This window comes from Kitasatospora sp. NPDC028961, from assembly GCF_055564815.1.
The window spans coordinates 21,800-41,485 of the sequence record NZ_JBVHVO010000034.1; the positions used below are offsets into that span (position 1 = coordinate 21,800).

The window sequence follows — 19,686 nt, forward strand, 5'->3', positions numbered from 1 at the left end:
CGCCTCGCAGGCTCCGGCGGGCCGCTTGCAGGCTCCGGCGGGCCCCGGCGGGAACGCCACCACCCGCCCGGTGCGCGGGAATTCGCTGGTGCGGACGGCACCGACCCTGATAGCAATGTGACATGCTACACAACTCCAAAGTCGCCCTCCGGGCCAGACACGAGGCCGACGTCCCCGTGCTGCAGGCCGAGCTGTACGACGACGTCGCCACCCGCTCCCGGGCCGACTCCCGGCCCTGGCAGCCCGTTCCACCGGGTGCCGCCGGGTCCCCGTACGCGGTCGCCGCCCCCTCGGACGAGGCCGCCTGCTTCTCCGTCACCACCCTCCCCTCGGGCGACCTCGCCGGCGAGGCCCTCCTCTGGGGCATCGACACCCACAACCGCACCGCCCATCTCGGCCTCGCCCTGCGCCCCGCCCTCCGCGGCCGGGGCCTGGCCCGCGAGGTCGTCGCACTGCTGTGCCACTACGGCTTCACCGTCCGCGGCCTGCACCGCCTCCAGATCGACACCCTCGCCGAGAACCTGCCGATGATCGCCGCCGCGACCCGCGCCGGCTTCACCCTCGAAGGCACCCTGCGCCGCTCCGCCTGGGCCTACGGCGCCCACCGCGACGAGGTCGTGCTCGGCCTGCTCGCCGAGGAGTGGACCGCCCCGGCCGACGTGGCCTCCGACCGGGTCTGACCCGCCCCCGAGGCCCGGATGCGGACGGGGGCAGAGCTGCGACGGTTCCGGCGTGGGCCGCGCCCGGCCGGGCGGACGGCGGCCGGGCAGCGCGCTGGAGGAGTCGACGATGGACCGGCACCTGTCGGGCACGGCCGCCGTGGTGACCGGGGCGGGCAAGGGCATCGGCCTCGCCGTCACCCGGGCCCTCGCCGCCGAGGGCGTCAGCGTGCCGGCCGCCTCCCGGACCGTGACCGAGGACCTCGCCGCGCTCGGCCGCACGACCGACGTCCCACCGCTCCAGGTGGACCTCACCGCCGCGGACGGCCCGGAGCGGGCGGTCGCCGAGGGGTCGCTGATCGTGCCGCACCGGGCCCGCCCGGCGCGGCAGGATCAGCAGCCCGGGCGGCGGGCCCCGAGGCCGGACCGGGGTGGGCGGCGGGCCGGGGGCCGGCCCGCCGCCCGCCCCGGCGCGGTGTCAGCCGCCCAGTTCGGCGCGGACCAGCCTGGCCGCCTCGACCAGGTGCTCCAGCGAGGCCCGGGTCTCCGTCCAACCGCGGGTCTTCAGGCCGCAGTCGGGGTTGACCCAGAGCCGCTCGGCCGGGATCGCGGCCAGCCCGGCGCGGAGCAGCGAGGCCGCCTCCTCGGTACTCGGCACCCGGGGCGAGTGGATGTCGTAGACACCGGGGCCGACCTCGCGCGGGTAGCCCGCCCCGGCCAGCTCGTGGGCGACCTCCATGTGCGAGCGGGCCGCCTCCAGGGAGATCACGTCGGCGTCGAGCTCGTCGATGGCCGTCATGATCGCGCCGAACTCGGCGTAGCACATGTGGGTGTGGATCTGGGTGTCGGCGCGGACCCCGGAGGTGGAGAGCCGGAAGGACTCGGTGGCCCACTCCAGGTAGGCGGCCCGGTCGGCGGACCGCAGCGGCAGGGACTCGCGCAGCGCCGGCTCGTCGACCTGGATGACGGCGGCGCCGGCGGCCTCCAGGTCGGTGACCTCGTCGCGCAGGGCGAGCGCGACCTGCCGGGCGGTGTCGCCGGCCGGCTGGTCGTCCCGGACGAAGGACCAGGCGAGCATGGTCACCGGTCCGGTGAGCATGCCCTTGACCGGACGGTCCGTCAGTTCGGCCGCGTAGCGGTACCAGTCGACGGTCATCGGGTGCGGGCGGGAGATGTCCCCGGCCAGCACCGGCGGCCGGACGTAGCGGGTGCCGTAGGACTGCACCCAGCCGTGCCGGGTGGCCAGGTAGCCGGTCAGCTGCTCGGCGAAGTACTGCACCATGTCGTTGCGCTCGGGCTCGCCGTGGACGAGCACGTCGAGGCCGGCCTTCTCCTGGTAGGCGATCACCTCGCGGACCTCGGCCCGCATCCGGTCCCGGTAGGTGCCGTCGTCGATGCGGCCGGCGCGCAGGTCGGCGCGGGCGGTGCGCAGTTCGGTGGTCTGCGGGAAGGAGCCGATGGTGGTGGTCGGCAGCAGCGGCAGACCGAGCCGGGCCCGCTGCGCCTCGGCGCGCTCGGGGTAGGCCGGGGCGCGGCGGGCGTCCTCGGGGGCGGTGGCGGCGACCCGGGCCCGGACGGCCGGGTCGCGGGTCAGCGCGGAGCCGGCACGGGAGGCCAGGTCGGCCCGGTTGGCGGCCAGTTGGGCCGCGATGGTGTCGGTGCCGTGGGCCAGGCCGCGGGCCAGGATGGCGACCTCGGTGGTCTTCTGACGGGCGAAGGCGAGCCAGCGGGCGACCTGCGGGTCGAGGTCGCGCTCCAGGTCGGCGTCGAGCGGGACGTGCAGCAGCGAGCAGGACGGTGCGACGTCGACCCGGTCCGCCAGGCCGAGCAGCGTGCCGAGGGTGGCGAGGGACTTCTCCAGGTTGTTGATCCAGATGTTGCGGCCGTCCACCACGCCCGCGACCAGGCGCTTGCCGGGCACTCCGCCGACGGCGGCGAGGTCGTCGAGGTTGGCGGCGCCGGGGCCGGTGAAGTCCAGGCCGATGCCCTCGATCGGGGCCTTGGCCAGGACGGGCAGGGCCTCCCCGAGCCGGTCGAAGTAGCTGGTGACCAGCAGTTGCGGGCGGTCGGTGAGCGCACCGAGTTCGCGGTAGACGCGGGTGGCGGCGTTCAGTTCGGCCGGGGTGCGGTCCTGGACGAGCGCGGGCTCGTCCAGCTGGACCCAGTCGGCGCCGGCCGCCCGCAGGTCGGCGAGGAGTTCGGCGTAGACGGGCAGCAGCCGGTCCAGCAGGGTGACCGGCCGGAAGTCGGCGGCCACGCCGGGGGCGGGCTTGGCGAGCAGCAGGTAGGTCAGCGGTCCGACCAGCACGGGCCGGGGGCGGTGGCCGAGGCCGAGCGCCTCACGGAGCTCGGATACCGGCTTGGCGGAGTTCGCGGCGAAGACCGTGTCCGGACCCAACTCCGGTACGAGATAGTGGTAGTTGGTGTCGAACCACTTGGTCATCTCCAGCGGTGCGACGTCCTGGGTGCCGCGCGCCATGGCGAAGTAGCCGTCCAGCGGGTCGGTGTCGACGGCGGCGCGGTGGCGGGCCGGGATCGCGCCGACCGCGACCGTGGTGTCCAGGACGTGGTCGTAGAGCGAGAAGTCGCCGGTGGGGACTTCGGTGATGCCCGCGTCCGCCAGCTGCCGCCAGTTGGCGCGGCGCAGGACGGCGGCGGTGGCGTGCAGGGCGGCGGCGTCGACGCGGCCCGCCCAGTACCCCTCGACGGCCTTCTTCAGCTCCCGGTCGGCACCCTGCCTCGGGTAGCCGTACACGGTGGCCTGCGGGGTGGTGGAACTCGGTGACACGGAACTCTCCTTCGCGAGTCGCGCTGCGATCCCGGGAGAGCACGACGGCGTGGAGGTACGGCAGTGGGGGCACGGCACCGGGGTGGGCCCGCCCGCTCCGCCGACCCGCCCTCGAGGTCACCGAGATCACCGCGTGCGGGGTGCACGCGGGCAGTGGCAGGTCTTCGGACTCGCGGGCACGTCCGCCTGGCTTCCAGGCCGGACACCTACTGGCCGTCGCTTCCCGGGCCCGGCTGGGCCCAGTGCATGTGACGGCGGTCGTTCCCACTCACCGCTGCGGGGCAGTCCCGGATTCCCACCGGGTTCCCTCTTGCGACGCCGTGGCTGGAGGACACGGCGAACCGACTGCACCGCCCACCCTAGGCCCATCACCGGCGGCGCGTCAGTGATTGTCCGGATCGCGGATGGCCGGAACGGCCCCGGCGGCCCCCGGCCGCCCGGGCAGTTCAGGTGGTGGTCGAGGCGGTGGTCGAGGACGAGCGCGTCAACAAGGACGTGCTGGTCACCCTGGCCGAGGTGCTCGCCGCCGCGCACGCCGTGCCGGCTACCCCCCGGCGGAGCCCGAACATGACGGACCGTCATGGCGACGGCCGAAAGGCCGGGTCAAGGGCGCGTGCATGACGTCACAGCGCCCCCGGACCGGTCGTCCGCGGCCCACCCGGCGGTTCGCCCGGGACCGGCCGCGCCCGGCGGACGGGCAGCCGCGCGGCACAATCACTGTCATGCGGCACATCTTCCTCATCGGCATCGGGGCGGGCGATCCCGACCACCTCACCCTGCAGGCGGTCAAGGCCCTCGCCCGCACCGACGTCTTCTTCATCCTCGACAAGAACGAGGAACGGCAGGACCTCATCCGGCTGCGCCGGCAGCTGCTGACCGAGCACGGCCGCCCGGGCCACCGCGTCATCGAGGTCGCGGACGCCGAGCGGGACCGCGCCACCCCGGCGTACACCGCGGCCGTGGACGACTGGCGCACCCGCCGGGCCGATCTGGTCGAGCGGCTGGTCGCCGACCACCTCGGCCCGGAGGAGACCGGCGCGTTCCTGGTCTGGGGCGACCCGAGCCTCTACGACAGCGTCATCGCCGTGATCGACGAGGTCCTGGCCCGCGGCGGCGCCACCTTCGGGTACGAGGTGGTCCCGGGCATCAGCAGCGTCTCGGCGCTCGCCGCCCGGCACCGCACCACCCTGACCCGGGTCGGCCGCCCGCTGCAGATCACCACCGGCCGCCGCCTCGCCGAGGGCTACCCCGAGCAGGTGGACGACGTGGTGGTGATGCTGGACGGGCGGGCCGCGTTCACCGGGATCGACCCCGAGGGGCTGGAGATCTTCTACGGCGCCTACCTGGGCACCCCGGACGAGATCCTCGTCGCCGGCCCCCTCGCCGAAACCGCCCCCCGGATCCGCGCGCTCCGCGACGAGGCCCGCGAACGCAAGGGGTGGATCATGGACACCTACCTCCTCCGCCGCTCCGGGAGCTGACCCAGACCCGCCCCCGGGCCGACCGGCCCGGGGCCCGGGCGATCCGGGGCCTCAGCGGGAACTGGTTGAAGGCGCCCGCGGTGACCAGGCCGACGACCAGCCGGATCTCGACCAGCAGGGCGGTGCCGTAGCCGGTGGTCCAGAGCGGGGAGACCGCGCCGACGTGCTTCCAGCCGAGCCAGAGGCCGGAGACGGTGACCGCGCCGACGCAGATCATCGCGACCGGACTGAAGCGGCGCCACGTCTCGGCCCGGAGCAGGCCGGCCCCGTCGCCGAGGCGGCCGGGGTGACCGATCAGTAGCGCGCGGCACCCGTTTCACCTGGCGGGGCGGTTACCGGCAGCCGGTGCCACGGGAAGCGCCGGCCGCCGCGACGGACCGGGGAGGACGCCTACCCGCCGGCATCACCGGACGGCTACGAACCGGCCGGGGCCCCGCCGTCGTCCCGGTCGGCCACGCCCTCGGACCGCTCGCCGGCCACCCCGGCCGCCCCGCCGGCGCCCTCGCGCTCGACGGCCCACTCCGTACGGCGTTCGCGGGTCAGGACCCAGTCGGCGGCCTTGCGCGGAGCCGAGCCCGCCGAGCCGCTACGGGCGGCGGCGGCGCACACCCGCCGCAGCAGGGAGTTCAGCTGGGTGCGCTCACCGCGTGTCAGGGACACCAGCAGGTCGTCCTGCACGGCCGACGCGTCGCTGTGCAGGATCTCCAGCGCGAGCTGCCCCGAGGAGGTGAGCGTCAGCACCTCGTGCCGACCGCCGACCTGGACGAACAGGGACTGCACCAGGCCCGCCGCGACGAGATCGTCGAGGGTCTGCGCGGTGTCGACCGCACCCCCGTCGATCCCGGCGACCAGATCGGGCCGGGCGTGCGGGCCCAGCCGGGCCAGCGTGGAGAGGACGGACAGGTGCGCCGGGCTCATCCCCCGGAACTCCAGGCGCGCCGCGAGCAGGGCGTCCGCCGCCCGGCCGGCCGCCGACAGGAGGTGGACGGTCTGCTCGAAGGGACTCGACGATCCCTTCCCCCTGTCGTACACGTCGCATCCAATCGCTGGTGGAGGGCTGCACCACCTCCGGCGGGGGTCACGGGACCACCGACGCCATGCCACGCTGCCGAACGCCGATCACCGGAGGGCCGCGAAACCCGCTCGCGCGCCGCGCCGGGCACGGCGCCGCATCGCGCCGCACGGCGCACCGAGGCCAACGATAGCCGCGCCGCGCCGATCGGTCTACATCGATGTCGTCCGCGACACCCGCTCCCCCGCCGCCGGCGGCCGGCGCCGACAACGGCACCCGTCACCGGCCCGGCACGGCCCGCGCGGCGTACTCCACGTACTCGTGCAGCCCGTACGCCAGCCCCGGGATCAGCACCGACACCGCCACCACCGCCACCAGCCAGGCCACGCCCACCCGCCTCGCGCGACCGCGCGGTAGGACCGGCACCGACCCCAGCAGCGCCTCGACCCGCCGCGGCACCGGACCGGCGCCCACCGACAGCAGCGGGTTCCGGCTCCCGCCCGCCCGGGTGGCGGCGGACCCGGCCAGCGCCGCCCGCGCGATCGCCGTCGCCGCCAGCCGGCGGTCCCCCACCGACCCGGCCGCGGTCTCGTCGGCCCACCGTTCCAGGTGGAAGCCCAGCGCCTCCCGCAGGCCCCGCAGCGCCGGGTGCACCGCCGCCGCGAGGTCCGTGACGACGGACAGCACGTGGTGGCGCCCCGCCAGGTGGGCCCGCTCGTGCGCGAGCAGCACCTCGCGCTCCGCCGGACCGAGTTCGCGCACCATGCCCGAGGTCACCACGACCCGCCCGGGGCGCCCGCGGAAGCCGGGCAGGGCGAAGGCCTCCGCGTCGCCGCCCGGCACCACCAGCACGTCGCCGTCGGCCACCCCGTCACCGGTGGACTCCCAGGCCTTCGCGAGCAGCGCGCGATGGGCGAGCCAGCGGCGCGCCAGCAGCACGGCCTGGACCGCCAGCACCACCCCGGCCGCACCGGAGACCGGCACGACGGCCGGCCACCGCTCCAGCACGCGCGCCGGCGGCACCCGCTCCATCGAGGCGAGGAACGGCACGTGGAACAGCGCGACCAGCGCCGCCGCGGTGCCGCCCGCCAGCAGCACGGCCGCACCCGTCAGCGCCGCGCACGCCTCGCGCGGCGGCAGGAGCGCGGCCAGCCGGCGGGCGGCGGGCGCCGCGCCCCACGGAGCCAGCAGCGTCAGCGCGACCAGGGCGAGGGCCAGGGTCATGCGCGGCCCTCTCCGTCCGGGGCCTCCAGCAGGAGGCGCCGCAGCACCTCCTCGTCCCCCTCGGACAGCGACGACACGAACCGCTTCAGCACCAGCTCACGGTGCGGGTCGCTCTCCAGTTCACGGCGCATCCGCCCGGCCACCAGACCGGCGGCGTCGGCGACCGGCGCGTACGCGAAGCCCCGCCCCGGGCGGCTGCGCTCCAGCGTCCCGTTCTCGTGCAGCCGGCCCAGCACCGTCGCCACCGTCGTCCGGGCCAGCCCCCGGTCGAGCGCCTCGTTGACCTCCTGCGCCGTCAGCGGCCGCTCGGCCGCCCACAGCACGGCCAGTACGTCCGCGACCAGCTCGCCGTGCGGCCGCCTCGTGTCCCGGCTGTCGTCCACCATGTCTCCCGTCCACGGCCGCGCCGCCGGGCAGACGTACAGCGAACCCGGCGACGCCTGCGCCCTCGCCACGGCCGACTACATGGTCGTAGACGATCCGGTCGGATGTTCGTAAGGTATGCCTCACCCAACTGTACTGGCCCCACCGGCAGGGCAGACTGGCCGCAGGGGCGCCGCCCTGGGCTTCACCATGGTGGCCGGGAGAGTCGGGAGTTCAGGTGTGACCGCGCATCGCGAGCCGTTCCTCTACATCGTCGTCTGCGCGTCGGGCATCGCCGGCGGGGTGGACGAGCTGATCACCGCCGCCCGGGCCGAGGGCTGGGGAGTCGGCGTGATCGCCACCCCGAACGGACTCGGGTTCATCGACCGGAAGGCCGTCGAAGCCCGGACCGGCTACCCGATCCGCTCCGCCTGGCGCACGCCGGGCGACCCCCGGCCGCTGCCCCCGGCGGACGCCATCGCGGTGGCGCCCGCCACGTTCAACACCATCAACAAGTGGGCCGCCGGCATCTCCGACACCCTCGCCCTCGGCATCCTCTGCGAGGCGTACGGCCTGGGCATCCCGGTGGCCGTCCAGCCCTACCTCAACGCCGCCCAGGCCGCCCACCCCGCCTACGCGGAGAGCCTGACCCGGCTCCGGTCGATGGGCGTCCTCATCAGTGACGCCGCCCCCACCAGCCCAAGGCCGAGGGGGCCGGCGCCGCGTACGACTGGACCCGGGTGCTCGACCTGCTCCGCCCGGTGATCGCTGCGGCGGGCCGGGAGTAACGGCCCGCCGCCACCGTCACCGTCACCGGGGGGTCTTCCGGAAGGCGTCCGGGGTGCGGGCGGTCCACGGCCGGGAGTGCGTGCGCGGGAACGGGTCGAGGATGCGGGAGAAGTGGGCGGGATCCTGGGCGGTGCCGCTGCACCGCTCCGAGAGGGAGCCCGCCACCGCGCAGGGCCGGTCCCGCCCGACCGACCAGAAGGCGAGCAGCCGGATGCCCTTCTCGGCCGCGAACCTCGCCAGGCGGGCGGCGTCCTCGGTGGAGAAGACCTCGTTGACGGCGTCGTTGACCCCGATCATCGGGGTGTTGCCCTGCATCGCCCACAGCTGCTCGGGGCTCTTCTCCGGCCAGAGCCGCCCGAGTTGCTCGTGCAGTCCGGTCGCGGCCCCGATCGCGGCGGCGCCCATGTCGAGGTCGGGCCCGTAGTCCATCGTCATGACGTTGACCACGTCCACGTCCAGTCCGTGCTGCCGCGCGTTGGTCAGCAGCCACACCCCGTTGTCGGACAGGCCCCAGGGGTTGACCGGCAGGGTGTAGTCCACGTCGAGCGGGCGGCCGAGCAGGCGGTACTCCTGCTGCAGTTCGGCGAGCGCCCGGTTGCGGCGGTCGCCGGACTGCTGGTCGTCCAGCGCCGCGCCCTCGATGTCGAGGTCGATCCTGGTGACGCCCAGGGTGTTCACCACGCGCCGGTAGGCGGCTTTCAGACCGCTCACCGTGTCGCAGGCCTGGGCGAGTTCACGCCCGCCGGCGCCGCCGAAGGAGACGATCACGTCACCGCCCGCCGTCCGCAGACCCCGCAGGGCCGACAGCCACTCCGGGTCGTCGACGGGGATGGTGCCGTCGAAGGCGCCGTTGCACCCGCCGTCGCTGACGACGAAGGCGAGGGTGAAGTAGCTGAGGCCGGTGTTCCTGCGGACCTCGGCGAGCGTGTCGGGCGAGTTCCAGGTCTCCAGGTAGGGGGCGGTGAAGTGGGCCGGGAACCCGGGGCGGTGGTGGATCGGCGGCCGCACCAGGCCCGTGGAGCCGCGGGAGACGGCGCTCGCGGGCACGACACCGAGCGGCACGGGAGCCGGGGGCGGGGGGCCGGCAGCCGTGGCACCCGGCGGCGTGGAACCGAGCGGCGCAGCTCCGACGGCGGGGGTAGCGACAGGGTGACCGCCGACCGCCGGGGCACCGAGAGGCAGGGAGCCGACGGCGAGGCCCGGCATGGCGGTCGCGTGGGCCGGTGCGACGAGCAGCAGAGCCGCGCCCAGGGCCAGCGGGGGGAGGAACGAACTCGGACGGAAGGGGCTGGGCAAGGTACTGCTCTCTCTTCTGATCCTGGATCGGTGGTCCCCGAGGCTGCCGAGGAGGCCGCCCGACTCAGGGCCGGACGCCGGAGCGGGTGTCGTGCGGGTGGCGGCGGTGGCGGGCGCCCGGTCCTCGCAGGCCGGCCGCCCGGGGGTGGGACCGCGAACGGTCCCACCCGGGCGGCCGCAGGGCGCCGGGGCCGACGGGCGTCAGTCCCGGGTGGCCGAGAACTCCACCCCGAGCTTGTCCCCCACCCCGTTGAAGATCTCGACGATCCCGTTGATCTGCACGACCCGGCTGGTCCCGTTGCCGCACACGACCCCGGTGCTCCAGCCGTCCCCGGCGTAGGTGCTGAAACTGATCACGCCCCGGCCGGTGCTGTCGGCCCGAATGACCAGGTGGCTGATGGCGTACCGGGGGTTGTCCTTGCCGTTGTCGAGCTCGACCTTCACCCGGCCGTCGGTGCCCATCGGGGTGATGCTCAAATCGTTCGCCACCCCGCCGACGGTCACGGAGCCCGTGAAGGCCCCGTCCAGCCGCTCCAGCCCGACGTAGTCCCTGGACTCGCCGCCGCACCGGTTGACCACCGAGGAGGCCGACGACGGGGTGGCGAAGTACCCGCCGGCCAGCATCAGCGAGCTGCACAGCAGGGCGGCGGACTTCTTGGCGTGCGGGAAACGCGACACGGGGGTGCTCCCTCGACAGCGTGAGGCGGGCGGTACCGGCCTCGATTGCGTCGATTCGTTCCCGTGCGAAGAGTCGGCGGGGGTCGGCCGCGGCGAAGTTCACCTGATGGGACGTCACGACCACCGACCTAATGGCCGGGGGCTGTGAGCGGTTCGGAGGCTGGGGGCGGTTCGGAGGCGGCGCCGGACTGGCCGAGGAGGCGGTGGGCGGCCGGGGCGGCGGCGATCCGCAGGACGCCGTCGGTGTACTCGACCGTGATCCGCTCGGCGGCCTTCACGTCGGCGCCCTTGGCGGCGTTGGCGGGGAGGACCTCGACGGTGGTGTCGCTGCGGTCGGCGGCGATCAGCCGGACGCTGCCGGCGGGGATGTCGAGGACGGCGGCGATCGGGGTGGTGGTGGCGAACTTCTGCATCGTTCTTCTCCTTCTGCGGCGGCGGGCGCTCGGCCGGCCCGTCGTTTCCGATGAGGGAAAAGCTACGTTGCATTCACGATACTGGCAACACACTCGTTGCGTCAGAACCCCATCTCCGCAGGTTTTTGCGGTGATTTCATTGCAATGGTTTCGCGCCTAATGCAACGAGCCGCTATCCATTCGTTGCAATGGATTGAGAGTGAACGCCCCGCCGGGTCACCGGCCGGCCCGCCGGGGCGCCGGTCCGCCGGGTGGCTCAGAGGTGCAGGGTGCCCCGGAGCGTGCGGTGGGCCGCGGGCGGGTGGCCGTGGTGGCGGCGGAACGCGGTGGTGAAGGCGCGGGTGTCGAGGTAGCCGCAGGACCGGGCGATGTCGGCGATGCCGGTGGCGGAGTCCAGGAGCAGCATCGCCGCCAGGTCGAGCCGCATCCGGCGCAGCGAGGCCATCAGGGAGGAACCGGTCTCGGCCAGGAAGAGGCGTTCGGCATGGCGTGCGGAGAGGTGCGCGGCGGCCGCCACGTCGCGGACGGTGACGGGTCGGGCCAGGTTGTCGGCCAGGTAGCGCCGCATCAGCACCACCGGTGGGGAGAGGCGGGTACCGGGGCTCGCCGTCACCCGCAGGTCCTCCTCGGGGGCGAAGGCCCGGGCCGTCTCCACCACCAGGGCGGTGCCGAGACCGGTCAGCCCCGCCTGGTAGCCGGAGCGCAGCGGGACCGCCTGTTCGGCGAGGGCGGCCACCAGGGAGGCCAGCGACCCGATGCTCCGCGACACCGCCGGCCCGGCCAGGTCGGTGAGTCCGGACCACCAGCCGCGCTCGCCCGGCAGCGGCCCGGGCCGCCCCTCCCGGAGGGTGAACCCCCAGTAGACGATGCCGAGCGGCTCGGCGCGGCTCGACTCGATCTCGTGCACCACGCCGGGGCGGGCGACGAAGACGTCCCCCGCTCCGATCTCGTGGTGCTCCTGGCCGGTGCTGAACCGGCCGGCGCCGCCGTAGGCGAGGCAGACCTCGTAGAAGGAGTGCCGGTGCCAGTAGTTGCGCCACGGCGAGGTCGGGTAGAACCCCAGGTGGACGAAGTCGGCTCGGAAGTCGTCGACCGGGCAGCTCCGCAGGACGCCGGTGAGTTCGCCGAACGCCCCGGCGTGTGCCAGTTGTTCCAGCGTCAAGCGTTCCTCCTGCCCGTGGGGTCGACCCCGGCCAGCATCATGCCCTGGCCCAGCGACTGGTCGTGCGTGCGGACCGCCGGCGGATCCGCCGGGTCGCGGAACTGCACCAGCCAGGTGGTCCGCGCCTCCTCACTGGTGTTGACCCCGGAGGCGTGGATCGTCAGGTAGGAGAAGAAGAGCACGTCCCCGGCCTCGGCGGGCAGGGGCAGCGCCGAGGCCAACGGCACCTGCGGGAGGTGGTGACTGCCCTCCGCCACGTGCTCCAGCGGGCCGAGCCGGTGGCTGCCCGGGACGATCCGCACGCAGCCCCTCTCCTCCGGGGCGTCGTCCAGGTGGAAGATCGCGGCGGCCACCCGGTGGTGGGTGTGCGGGAAGAACGGGTGGTCCTGGTGCGGCGGGAAGGGCGAGCCGTTCTCCGGGGGCTTCACGAACAGCTTGGTGTGGTGCAGTTGCACGTTCGGACCGCCCAGCACGGCCGCCGCGACGGAGGTGAAGCGTTCGTCCACCAGCAGCCGGGAGAAGGCCGCGGAGTGGAACTGCGCGTCGTGCAGGTGCTGGATCCGGGTCGGCCGGCCGCCCGCGAGGTCGGCCGCCGCACCCCAGGTCGGGTCCTCGCCGGTGTCCAGTGCGGCCAGCAGCCGGTGGGCGCCGCGGCGCAGCTCCGCCGCCTCCGCGCGGTCGAGCAGCCCCTTGACCAGTACGTAGCCGTTCTCCGCGTACTGCTCGGCCAGGGCCGCGAGGTCGGTCACCGTCACGCTCTCACTCCTTCGTCCCGCCCGGGCGGGAGCCTCCCGTCCGGTTCGGGATCGACGGTAGGCACTCGCCCACGGCCGTGACAGACACGGGGCGGACGGCCCTGTTCGCGGGACGGACACGCCTGCCGGGGCCCGGGCCGGCCCTGGCAGGCGTGTCCGACGCGGTGTCGGGGCCCAGGATCAGGAGACCGGTTCCAGGTACACCCCGTCGATGCCCTCGCCCCCGCTGCTGCCGCAGCTGAAGTTCCGGTCGGCGGGCTCGGCGGAGATCAGGCTCAGGCAGCGTCCGAGGGCCAACTGCCCGTAGTGGTTCGGGTGGAAGGACTCCTGTCTGGTCCCCTGGGTGAGGCCGGTGGTGGCGAACCGGGCCCACTCGCTGCCGCCCTCCGACGGACCGTGCGAGCCGGTGGCCAGGCCGACCGACGTCGAGCAGACCTCGTGGCCCTCGAACAGGTCCCGGAGGTCGAGGAACTGGACGCCCCGGTCGGCGGCGACCTGCCCGAGCCGGTCGGCGATCTGCGGGACCAGGTCGTCCCTCGCCCAGTCCAGGTCGGCGTCGGCGAACGGACAGCCGCCCTCGCTCGTCCGGCTCCAACCGCTCGCCGGGTAGCGGTTCTCCGAGCTGCGCGGGACCGGGGAGGGGTAGGACTGGAGCACGATGCGGTAGTCGGTGCCGGCGTAGCCGTCGGCGGACATCACCGCGCGGATCTCGTCGACGGCCTTTCCGACGCCCGCCATCGCGGCGTCGACCTTCGCGTCGATCGCCCCCTGCTGGGAGTTCCGGCAGGCGCCGGCCCCGCGCTCGTAGTCCGACACGCACTGGGTGATCGCGCCGGTGAAGCCGAGGTCGTTGCCGCCGATGGAGAGCACCACCAGGCCGACCCGGTGCCGCGCGGCGATGGTGGCGAGCTGGTCGGCCTGCGGGGCCTCGCCGTCGCGGGACCGGCCGCCGCCGCTCTTGCGGAAGATGTTCGCGGTGGTGGCACCGGAGCAGGCGATGTTCACCGCGCCGTGGGTGCCGAAGGCGCTGAGCGCCTCGGCGGAGTCGGACCGGTCGCAGCCCTGTGACGTGGACCCGTAGACCCGGCTCGCGTCATAGCCGTGGCCGGTCCAGGCACGGTCCGTCCCGCTACGGCTGCCGGTGAACGTGTCGCTGTTGCCCTTCCAGCGGCCCGCTTCGCCGGATATGAAGCTGTCCCCCAGGGAGACGGTGATGGCGGGGCCCCCGCCCGGCGCGGCGTGCGCCGAGGCGACGGTACCGGCCAACAGGCCGGTGGCGGCCAGCGGAAGGGTGAGGGCGAGGGCGGCGAACCGCCCGGTCGTGCGGCGGGAGGCGACTCTGCCGGTCTGCTCAGCCACGGTGGACTCCTGTGCTCTGCCCGCGCTGTCCGACACAGCGCGAAGGGGATGAGGGTGAGGGGGCCACGGGTGAGGGGGCCGTCGCCGCGCGCGGCGTGCGAGAGCGGGCGCGGCGACGGCGTGGCGGAGGGGCCGACCCTCGACGGCCCTCCGCCGGTCTTGTGGTGACCCGGAAACACGGCGGCAACCTACTCGTAAATAAATAACTTTGTCCAGTATTGATTTCCGTTCGACGCCCGACCTGGGCTCCGCACTGCCTGGGGGAGAACGCCGGGGGTAACGGTTGCGCAACGGGGCGGGATGCCCGGGGCGTTCGGCGCCTCCTCCTGTGCGACCGGGCTTCGAGCTCGCCGTCGTCCGCAACACGGCGAACGCCTGGGCGGCCGCCGACCAGCGCACCCGGCGCACCGTTCGGCTGGGACACCGGGCGGACGAGGCCGACCGTACGTCGTCGCCCGAGCAGCTGCTCGTGGACTCCGTCGAACGCGATCTGGTCGCCACCGCGTTCCACAGCCTGCCGGAGCGCCGGCGTTCGGTGCTCTGGTACTCGGTGGTCGAGCAGCGGCCGACCGACGAGGTGGCCCCGCTGCTGGGTCTGACGCCCAGCGGGGTCTCGTCGCTGGCCGTCCGCGCACGCGAAGGCCTGCGCGAGGCCTACCTCTCGGCCCATACGGCCCGGCCCCGGCCACCGGAGTGCCGGGCCTGCGCCGACCGCCTCGGCGCGCTGGTGCGACGGCCTCCGCGCAGGGTCCCCAAGGCGCTCGCCCAGCACCTCGACGCGTGCGCGGAGTGTCGGCACTGCCTGGCGGAGCTGCGCGACGTCAACCGTCGGCTGCGGCTCGCGGAGCTCACCCTGCTGGACGCGCCACCGACGAGGCCGGGGCACTGACCGTCGAGTTCGTCCCGGTGGGCGACCCGGTCGGCGCCCAGAGGGTGTCGTCGGTGTCGCGGATGTAGGGAACAGACCCAAGGAGCCCCGCCAGAAGGAATTCTGGCGGGGCTCCTTGCATGCTGTGGGCCGGCTCAGCCGACCATTGTCGCCAGGACGGTGCGCCAGTCCTCGCCCGGTTCGGGGGTGAGGGGGGCGGTCAGGGTCTCGGTCAGGTAGTGCCAGGGGCGGCGGATTTCCTCGTCGGTGTCGGGGGCGGTGGTGATCGGGCTGTCGGTGCCGAGGAGGCGGACCAGTTCGGCGGTGAACTCCGCCCAGGAGACGTGACCGCTCACCGCGTTGACGACCCGGCCGGCCGCCGGGTGACCCGGCGTGGTGCAGGCGGCGAGGGCGCGGGCCAGGGCGGCGGCGTGCACCCAGGAGGCGCCGTACCAGTGGTCGGCCACCGGGAGGGCGATCGGGCGGCCGGCCAGGGCGGCCTGGTAGAGGGCGCCAGTGGAGCCCCAGCGGAGCTGGTCGCGCAGGCGGTGGTGCGGGCCCCAGACGATCGGGGCGCGCACGGCGGTGGCCTGGCCGCTCCGGGCGGCGGCGGCTTCGAACAGGATCCGTTCGCAGTCCAGCTTGGCCTGCCCGTACGGGGTGACCGCTGCGCCGCTGGGGCTGCCCTCGGGGACGTGGGTGCCCGTCGGGCGGCCGTACGCGTCGATGCTGCTGACGAAGACGAACGGGCCGCCGCCCCGCCAGCCGTCGACCAGGGCGCGCATCGCGGCGAGGTCGGTGGCGTGGTCGGTGAAGGTACAGGCGGAGTGGATCACGGCGTCCGCCCCCTCGACGGCGCGCCGCAGGCTGTCCGGGTCGGCGAGGTCGCCCTCCGCCACCTCGGCGCCGTTCAGGGCGGGCAGGTGCGCGGACTCGGGCCGGACCAGCACGCGGACCGGCCTGCCCTGGGCCATCAGCTCCTGGAGGACCGCCGCGCCGACCCCGCCGGTCGCGCCGGTGAGCAGCACGGTGCCGGTGCGGGAGCGGGTGCGCGGGCGGGCGCCGGAGCTCCGGGCGAGGGCCGCGCGGCGCTCGTCCTCGCGGGTGGCGAGCAGCGCGGCGAGGGCGCGCGGGGTGCGCTGCTCCAGGATGTCGAGGCCGGTGAGCGGCAGCCCGGTGCGGATCCGCAGGCGTTCGGCGAGCTGGACGGCGACCAGGGAGTGGCCGCCGAGGGCGAAGAAGTCGCCGTCGGCGGGCGGGGTGGTGCCCAGCAGTTCGCCGAACGCCTCCCGGACGGTGTCCACCGGGCCGTCCGGAGGCAGTCCGTCACCGGGAGGTGTGGCGGCGCCCGGCAGCCGGGCGGGGTCGGGGGCGCCGTCGGGGTGGCGCGGCAGTCGGTCCACCAGGGTGACGGCGTGCGGGAGTTCGGCGGCCGGGAGGCGTCCGCGCAGGGCGGCGCGCAGCTCGGTGCCGGTCGGGGCGACCGGTCCGCGGACCACCGCGTAGGCGAGCGGCGGGCCGTCGGCGCGCTCGATCACGGCCGCCTCGACCACGCCGGGGTCGGCCAGCAGGCCTTCCACCACCGGGTGTTCGGCGGCGGCCAGGAGGCGTCCCGGCAGTTCGGACAGGTGCGGGTCCGCCTCCCCCGCCACCGCCGTGAGCACGGCGGCGAAGGCGTCGAGCAGGTGGACGGCGGTGGCCTCGTCCAGCACGTCCCGGTCGTGCTGCACCAGGCAGCGCGGCGCGGGGCCCTCCTCGACGAGCAGGGCCAGACCGAACTTGGCCAGCCCCAGGTCGAGTTCGACGTTCTCGGAGGTCAGGCCCGGCAGCGTCAGCGGTGCGGCGGGCTGGATCAGGTCGCAGGTGACCGACAGCAGCGGGGTGCCGTCGGTGCCGCGGGCGGCCGCGCCGAGCCGCTCGACCACGAGGTCGAACGGCACGTCGTGGTGCCGCTGGGCGTCGAGCAGTTCGCCCCGTACAGCGGTCAGCAGTTCCGCGAACGACGGGTCTCCGGCCGGGTCGACCCGGACGGCGAGGGTGTTGACCGCGAGGCCGACGGTGTGCCGCAGGTCGGGCCGGGCGCGGTGGCCGCTGGCGCAGCCGAGGACGAGGTCGTCCTGCCCGGAGGCGGTCCGCAGGGTGGCGAACGCGGCGGCCAGGACGACGGTGAACAGGGTGGCGCCGTGCCGGGCACCGAGGCCGCGCAGGCGGTCCAAGACGGCGGGGTCCAGCGGAGCGGCGTGCAACGCGGCCCGACGTTCGCGGGCGCCGGGCGGGACGGGCCGCAGCAGCGCCGGCGGGCGGGCGCCGGCCAGCCGGGCGGCGAGCGCGTCGGCGGCGGCCGTGAGTTCGGCGTCCCGGGCGCGCTCCTGGCGGGCGTACTCGGCGTACGACGGTCCGGGCGCCGGGAGTCGGGGCGGCGTCCCGTCGCGAGCGGCCTCGTACAGCGCGGCCAGGTCGGCGGACAGGACCGGCAGCGAGCCGCCGTCCACGGCGATGTGATGGATGGTCAGGACCAGGGTGTGGTCCTGCGGCCCGTACCGCAGCAGGAGGGCGCGCAGCACCGGTCCAGTGGCGAGGTCGAACGGGCGGGCGGCCTCGGCGGCGAGCTGCACCGCGGCCGCCTCGTCCGTCGTGGCGTCCACGACCGGCAGCGGCACCGGGGCGACCGGGTCGGTCTGCTGGTACGGCTGTCCGGCGCGGCTCGGGTAGCGGGTGCGCAGGACGGCGTGCCGTTCGGTCAGCCCGGTGAGCGCGGCGGCGAGGGCCGCCCGGTCGAGCGGACCGCGCAGCCGGGCGGCGATCGGGACGTTGTACAGGGCGCCGCCCTGGCCGAGGTGGTCCATCAACCACATCCGCTGCTGGGCGTGCGAGAGCGGGGCCGGGCCGTCGGACACGGTCGGGCGGCGCGGCGGGGCGGCGGCGCTGCGCCGGCCACGGGCGCGGCGCAGCAGGTCGGCCTGGTCGACGGCGGTCACCGGCCCGCTCCCGGTGCCTCGTCCGAAGCGGCGGGGACCGTTGCGGCGGGAGCTCCCGCACCGCCCGCGCCGTCGGCGGCCCGCAGGCCCCGTTCGAGCAGCTCCGCCTGCCCGGCGACGGTCGGGTGGTCGAGGAAGTCGCCGAGCGACAGCTCGACGCCGAGGTCCTCCCGAAGGTCGTCGACGACCCACATGGCGAGCAGCGAGTGGCCGCCCTCGGTGAGGAAGTCGGCGGCCGGGTCGGTGATCGGACGCTCCAGGGCCCGGCTCCAGGCCTCGGCGACGACCTGCTGGATCGGGGTGAGCGCGACGCGCTCGGCGGGGCGCTGCCCGACCTCGTCGGCGGCGGCCAGTGCCCGCCGGTTCACCTTTCCGGCCCCGGTCAGCGGCAGCGCGGCGAGCACCGTCCAGGCGGTGGGCAGCAGATGGGCGGGCAGTCGCTCGGCGAGCCGGGCGCGCAGCGTCCCGACGGCCTGGCCGGCGCCCTCGGCGAGGACGACGCAGGCGGTGAGGGCGGCGTCGTCCTGCCCGGCCCTGCGGACCACGACGGCCGCCTCGGCGACCTCGGGGAGCTGCAGCAGCGCGTGCTCGACCTCGCCCGGTTCGATCCGGAAGCCGCGCACCTTGACCTGCTCGTCCGTACGGCCGTGGAACTCCAGCGTGCCGTCGGGCAGTTCGCGCACCAGGTCGCCGCTGCGGTAGGCACGCCCGACGTCCGGCAGCTCGCGGAAGCGCTCGGCGGTCAGCTCGGGCCGGTTGACATAGCCCTGGGCGAGGCGTTCACCGGCGATCCACAGCTCGCCGACGGTGCCCGGCGGGACCGGCGCGAGCCGCTCGTCCAGGACGAGGACGCGGGCACCGCCGAAGGGCCGGCCGATCGGAACGGCGCCGGCGCAGTCGGCCTGGGTGACCCGGTGCAGGGTGGTGAAGGTGGTGGCCTCGGTCGGTCCGTAGACGTTGACCAGTTCGAGCCACGGGAAGGCGCGCAGCACCGAGCCCGCGTGCTCGGGCGACAGCACCTCACCGCCGACCGCCAGGGTGCGCAGCACCCCGAAGATCCGCGACTGCCGGGCGGCGAGGTGGTGGAAGAGCGCACTGGTGAGCAGCAGGGTGGTGACGCCGAACCGCTCGACGTCGCGGCCCAGTTCCTCCGCGGTCGGCCGGTCGGCCGGCGAGACGGCGACGGCGGCGCCGCGGGCCAGCGGGGCCCACAGCTCGAAGGTGGAGGCGTCGAAGGTGACGGCGGAGTGGAAGAGCACCCGGTCGCGCGGGCCGACCGCGATGGCGTCCGGGGCGGTGACCAGGTCGGTGACGGCGGCGTGCGGGACGAGCACGCCCTTGGGCCGCCCGGTGGAGCCGGAGGTGTAGAAGACCAGGGCGGGCGCGGCCGGGTCGGCGGCGTCGGGCGCCACCGCCCCGGTCGCGTCGGTGCCGTGCTCGGTCAGCACGAGGGTCCGGTCCTCGGTGAGGCCGGCCTCGGCGAGCAGCGCCTTGTCGCCGAGGACGAGCCGGACTCCGGCGTCGGCGGTCATCTCGGCGATGCGCGGGCGCGGGTAGGCCGGGTCGAGCGGGAGGACGTGGCCGCCGGTGCGCCAGATCGCGAGCTGGGCGACGACCAGGCGGGTGGAGCGGGCGCAGAGCAGGCCGACGGCGCTGCCGGGGCCGATTCCCCGGGCGGTCAGGACGGCGGCCAACCTGGCCGCGGCGTCCACGAGTTCGCGGTAGGTGAGGATGGTGGAGCCGTCGGTCACGGCGAGCGCGTCGGGCTGCCGTTCGGCCTGTTGGGCGATCAGCGCGGGCAAGGTCGCGATGGTCATGGTGTTCCCTTCCGGGCGCCCCGGCGGTACGGCCGGGGCGCCCC

General features: G+C 75.2%; 16 protein-coding genes, 2 pseudogenes and 1 riboswitch. Of the genes and pseudogenes, 5 read left to right on the forward strand and 13 right to left on the reverse strand.

The window, feature by feature from the left end:
• The first annotated feature begins 122 nt into the window (after nucleotides 1–122).
• Nucleotides 123–680 carry a GNAT family N-acetyltransferase gene (locus ACZ4UX_RS33470; protein WP_465709379.1) on the forward strand — a complete coding sequence of 186 codons (558 nt, stop codon included), beginning with the start codon at nucleotides 123–125 and terminating at the stop codon, nucleotides 678–680.
• 457 nt (nucleotides 681–1,137) lie between these two features.
• Here the strand turns inward: ACZ4UX_RS33470 and metE are convergent, their stop codons facing one another.
• Nucleotides 1,138–3,447: a 5-methyltetrahydropteroyltriglutamate--homocysteine S-methyltransferase gene (gene metE, locus ACZ4UX_RS33475; protein WP_465709380.1), complete on the reverse strand. Its 2,310-nt coding sequence runs from the start codon at nucleotides 3,445–3,447 to the stop codon at nucleotides 1,138–1,140.
• Nucleotides 3,448–3,585: 138 nt separating this feature from the next.
• Nucleotides 3,586–3,809, reverse strand: a riboswitch (cobalamin riboswitch).
• A gap of 88 nt (nucleotides 3,810–3,897) precedes the next feature.
• Here metE and ACZ4UX_RS33480 point away from each other — a divergent pair.
• Both ACZ4UX_RS33480 and cobF read left to right on the forward strand, forming a co-directional pair.
• Nucleotides 3,898–4,068 (forward strand): hypothetical protein, encoded by a 171-nt coding sequence (locus ACZ4UX_RS33480; protein ID WP_465709381.1) that lies wholly within the window; start codon nucleotides 3,898–3,900, stop codon nucleotides 4,066–4,068.
• A 101-nt stretch (nucleotides 4,069–4,169) separates the two neighbouring features.
• On the forward strand, nucleotides 4,170–4,928 hold the full coding sequence (cobF, locus tag ACZ4UX_RS33485) for a precorrin-6A synthase (deacetylating) (RefSeq protein WP_465709382.1): 759 nt from the start codon (nucleotides 4,170–4,172) through the stop codon (nucleotides 4,926–4,928).
• On the opposite strand, the gene ACZ4UX_RS33490 is transcribed toward cobF, so the two are convergent.
• The 4 genes from ACZ4UX_RS33490 to ACZ4UX_RS33505 all read right to left on the reverse strand — a co-directional run bounded on the left by ACZ4UX_RS33490 (nucleotide 4,891) and on the right by ACZ4UX_RS33505 (nucleotide 7,550).
• The gene (locus tag ACZ4UX_RS33490) at nucleotides 4,891–5,226 is read right to left on the reverse strand and encodes a CopD family protein (RefSeq protein WP_465709421.1); all 336 of its coding nucleotides are present in this window, start codon (nucleotides 5,224–5,226) and stop codon (nucleotides 4,891–4,893) included. The two genes, cobF and ACZ4UX_RS33490, sit on opposite strands and share 38 nt — an antisense overlap.
• A gap of 116 nt (nucleotides 5,227–5,342) precedes the next feature.
• On the reverse strand, nucleotides 5,343–5,960 hold the full coding sequence (locus ACZ4UX_RS33495; RefSeq protein ID WP_465709383.1) for a hypothetical protein: 618 nt from the start codon (nucleotides 5,958–5,960) through the stop codon (nucleotides 5,343–5,345).
• A 259-nt stretch (nucleotides 5,961–6,219) separates the two neighbouring features.
• On the reverse strand, nucleotides 6,220–7,164 hold the full coding sequence (locus ACZ4UX_RS33500; RefSeq protein WP_465709384.1) for a M56 family metallopeptidase: 945 nt from the start codon (nucleotides 7,162–7,164) through the stop codon (nucleotides 6,220–6,222).
• A complete protein-coding gene (locus ACZ4UX_RS33505; protein WP_329486609.1) occupies nucleotides 7,161–7,550 on the reverse strand; it encodes a BlaI/MecI/CopY family transcriptional regulator in 390 nt (129 codons plus the stop codon). Before ACZ4UX_RS33505 ends, ACZ4UX_RS33500 begins: the two co-directional genes overlap by 4 nt.
• A 187-nt stretch (nucleotides 7,551–7,737) precedes the next feature.
• Here ACZ4UX_RS33505 and ACZ4UX_RS33510 point away from each other — a divergent pair.
• A pseudogene (locus ACZ4UX_RS33510) lies at nucleotides 7,738–8,315 on the forward strand (flavoprotein).
• 22 nt (nucleotides 8,316–8,337) lie between these two features.
• On the opposite strand, the gene ACZ4UX_RS33515 reads toward ACZ4UX_RS33510, so the two are convergent.
• The 6 genes and pseudogenes from ACZ4UX_RS33515 to ACZ4UX_RS33540 all read right to left on the reverse strand — a co-directional run bounded on the left by ACZ4UX_RS33515 (nucleotide 8,338) and on the right by ACZ4UX_RS33540 (nucleotide 13,979).
• Nucleotides 8,338–9,363, reverse strand: a complete 1,026-nt coding sequence (locus tag ACZ4UX_RS33515; protein WP_465709385.1) for a chitinase — start codon at nucleotides 9,361–9,363, stop codon at nucleotides 8,338–8,340.
• Between the two features lie 450 nt (nucleotides 9,364–9,813).
• Complete coding sequence (locus tag ACZ4UX_RS33520; protein ID WP_465709386.1) at nucleotides 9,814–10,290, reverse strand: hypothetical protein; 477 nt, start codon at nucleotides 10,288–10,290, stop codon at nucleotides 9,814–9,816.
• Nucleotides 10,291–10,469: 179 nt separating this feature from the next.
• Nucleotides 10,470–10,703, reverse strand: a pseudogene (locus ACZ4UX_RS33525) (DUF4097 family beta strand repeat-containing protein); the annotation flags it as partial.
• Nucleotides 10,704–10,959: 256 nt separating this feature from the next.
• A complete protein-coding gene (locus ACZ4UX_RS33530; RefSeq protein ID WP_465709387.1) occupies nucleotides 10,960–11,865 on the reverse strand; it encodes a helix-turn-helix domain-containing protein in 906 nt (301 codons plus the stop codon).
• Complete coding sequence (locus ACZ4UX_RS33535; RefSeq protein ID WP_465709388.1) at nucleotides 11,862–12,620, reverse strand: phytanoyl-CoA dioxygenase family protein; 759 nt, start codon at nucleotides 12,618–12,620, stop codon at nucleotides 11,862–11,864. The genes ACZ4UX_RS33530 and ACZ4UX_RS33535 overlap by 4 nt, the downstream gene beginning before the upstream one ends.
• Nucleotides 12,621–12,800: 180 nt before the next feature.
• Complete coding sequence (locus ACZ4UX_RS33540) at nucleotides 12,801–13,979, reverse strand: GDSL-type esterase/lipase family protein (RefSeq protein ID WP_465709389.1); 1,179 nt, start codon at nucleotides 13,977–13,979, stop codon at nucleotides 12,801–12,803.
• Nucleotides 13,980–14,307: 328 nt separating this feature from the next.
• On the opposite strand from ACZ4UX_RS33540, the gene ACZ4UX_RS33545 reads away from it, so the two are divergent.
• On the forward strand, nucleotides 14,308–14,868 hold the full coding sequence (locus ACZ4UX_RS33545) for an RNA polymerase sigma factor (protein WP_465709390.1): 561 nt from the start codon (nucleotides 14,308–14,310) through the stop codon (nucleotides 14,866–14,868).
• A 134-nt stretch (nucleotides 14,869–15,002) separates the two neighbouring features.
• On the opposite strand, the gene ACZ4UX_RS33550 is transcribed toward ACZ4UX_RS33545, so the two are convergent.
• A complete protein-coding gene (locus tag ACZ4UX_RS33550) occupies nucleotides 15,003–17,825 on the reverse strand; it encodes a condensation domain-containing protein (RefSeq protein WP_465709391.1) in 2,823 nt (940 codons plus the stop codon).
• Nucleotides 17,822–19,642 carry an amino acid adenylation domain-containing protein gene (locus ACZ4UX_RS33555; protein ID WP_465709392.1) on the reverse strand — a complete coding sequence of 607 codons (1,821 nt, stop codon included), beginning with the start codon at nucleotides 19,640–19,642 and terminating at the stop codon, nucleotides 17,822–17,824. The genes ACZ4UX_RS33550 and ACZ4UX_RS33555 overlap by 4 nt, the downstream gene beginning before the upstream one ends.
• Nucleotides 19,643–19,686: the final 44 nt, after the last annotated feature.

Excerpts from the sequence above, each read along its gene's own strand:
- ACZ4UX_RS33505 (WP_329486609.1), bottom strand. The coding sequence starts at position 7,550 with ATGGTGGACGACAGCCGGGACACGAGGCGGCCGCACGGCGAGCTGGTC.
- ACZ4UX_RS33470 (WP_465709379.1), top strand. The coding sequence starts at position 123 with ATGCTACACAACTCCAAAGTCGCCCTCCGGGCCAGACACGAGGCCGAC.
- ACZ4UX_RS33500 (WP_465709384.1), bottom strand. The coding sequence starts at position 7,164 with ATGACCCTGGCCCTCGCCCTGGTCGCGCTGACGCTGCTGGCTCCGTGG.
- cobF (WP_465709382.1), top strand. The coding sequence starts at position 4,170 with ATGCGGCACATCTTCCTCATCGGCATCGGGGCGGGCGATCCCGACCAC.
- ACZ4UX_RS33555 (WP_465709392.1), bottom strand. The coding sequence starts at position 19,642 with ATGACCATCGCGACCTTGCCCGCGCTGATCGCCCAACAGGCCGAACGG.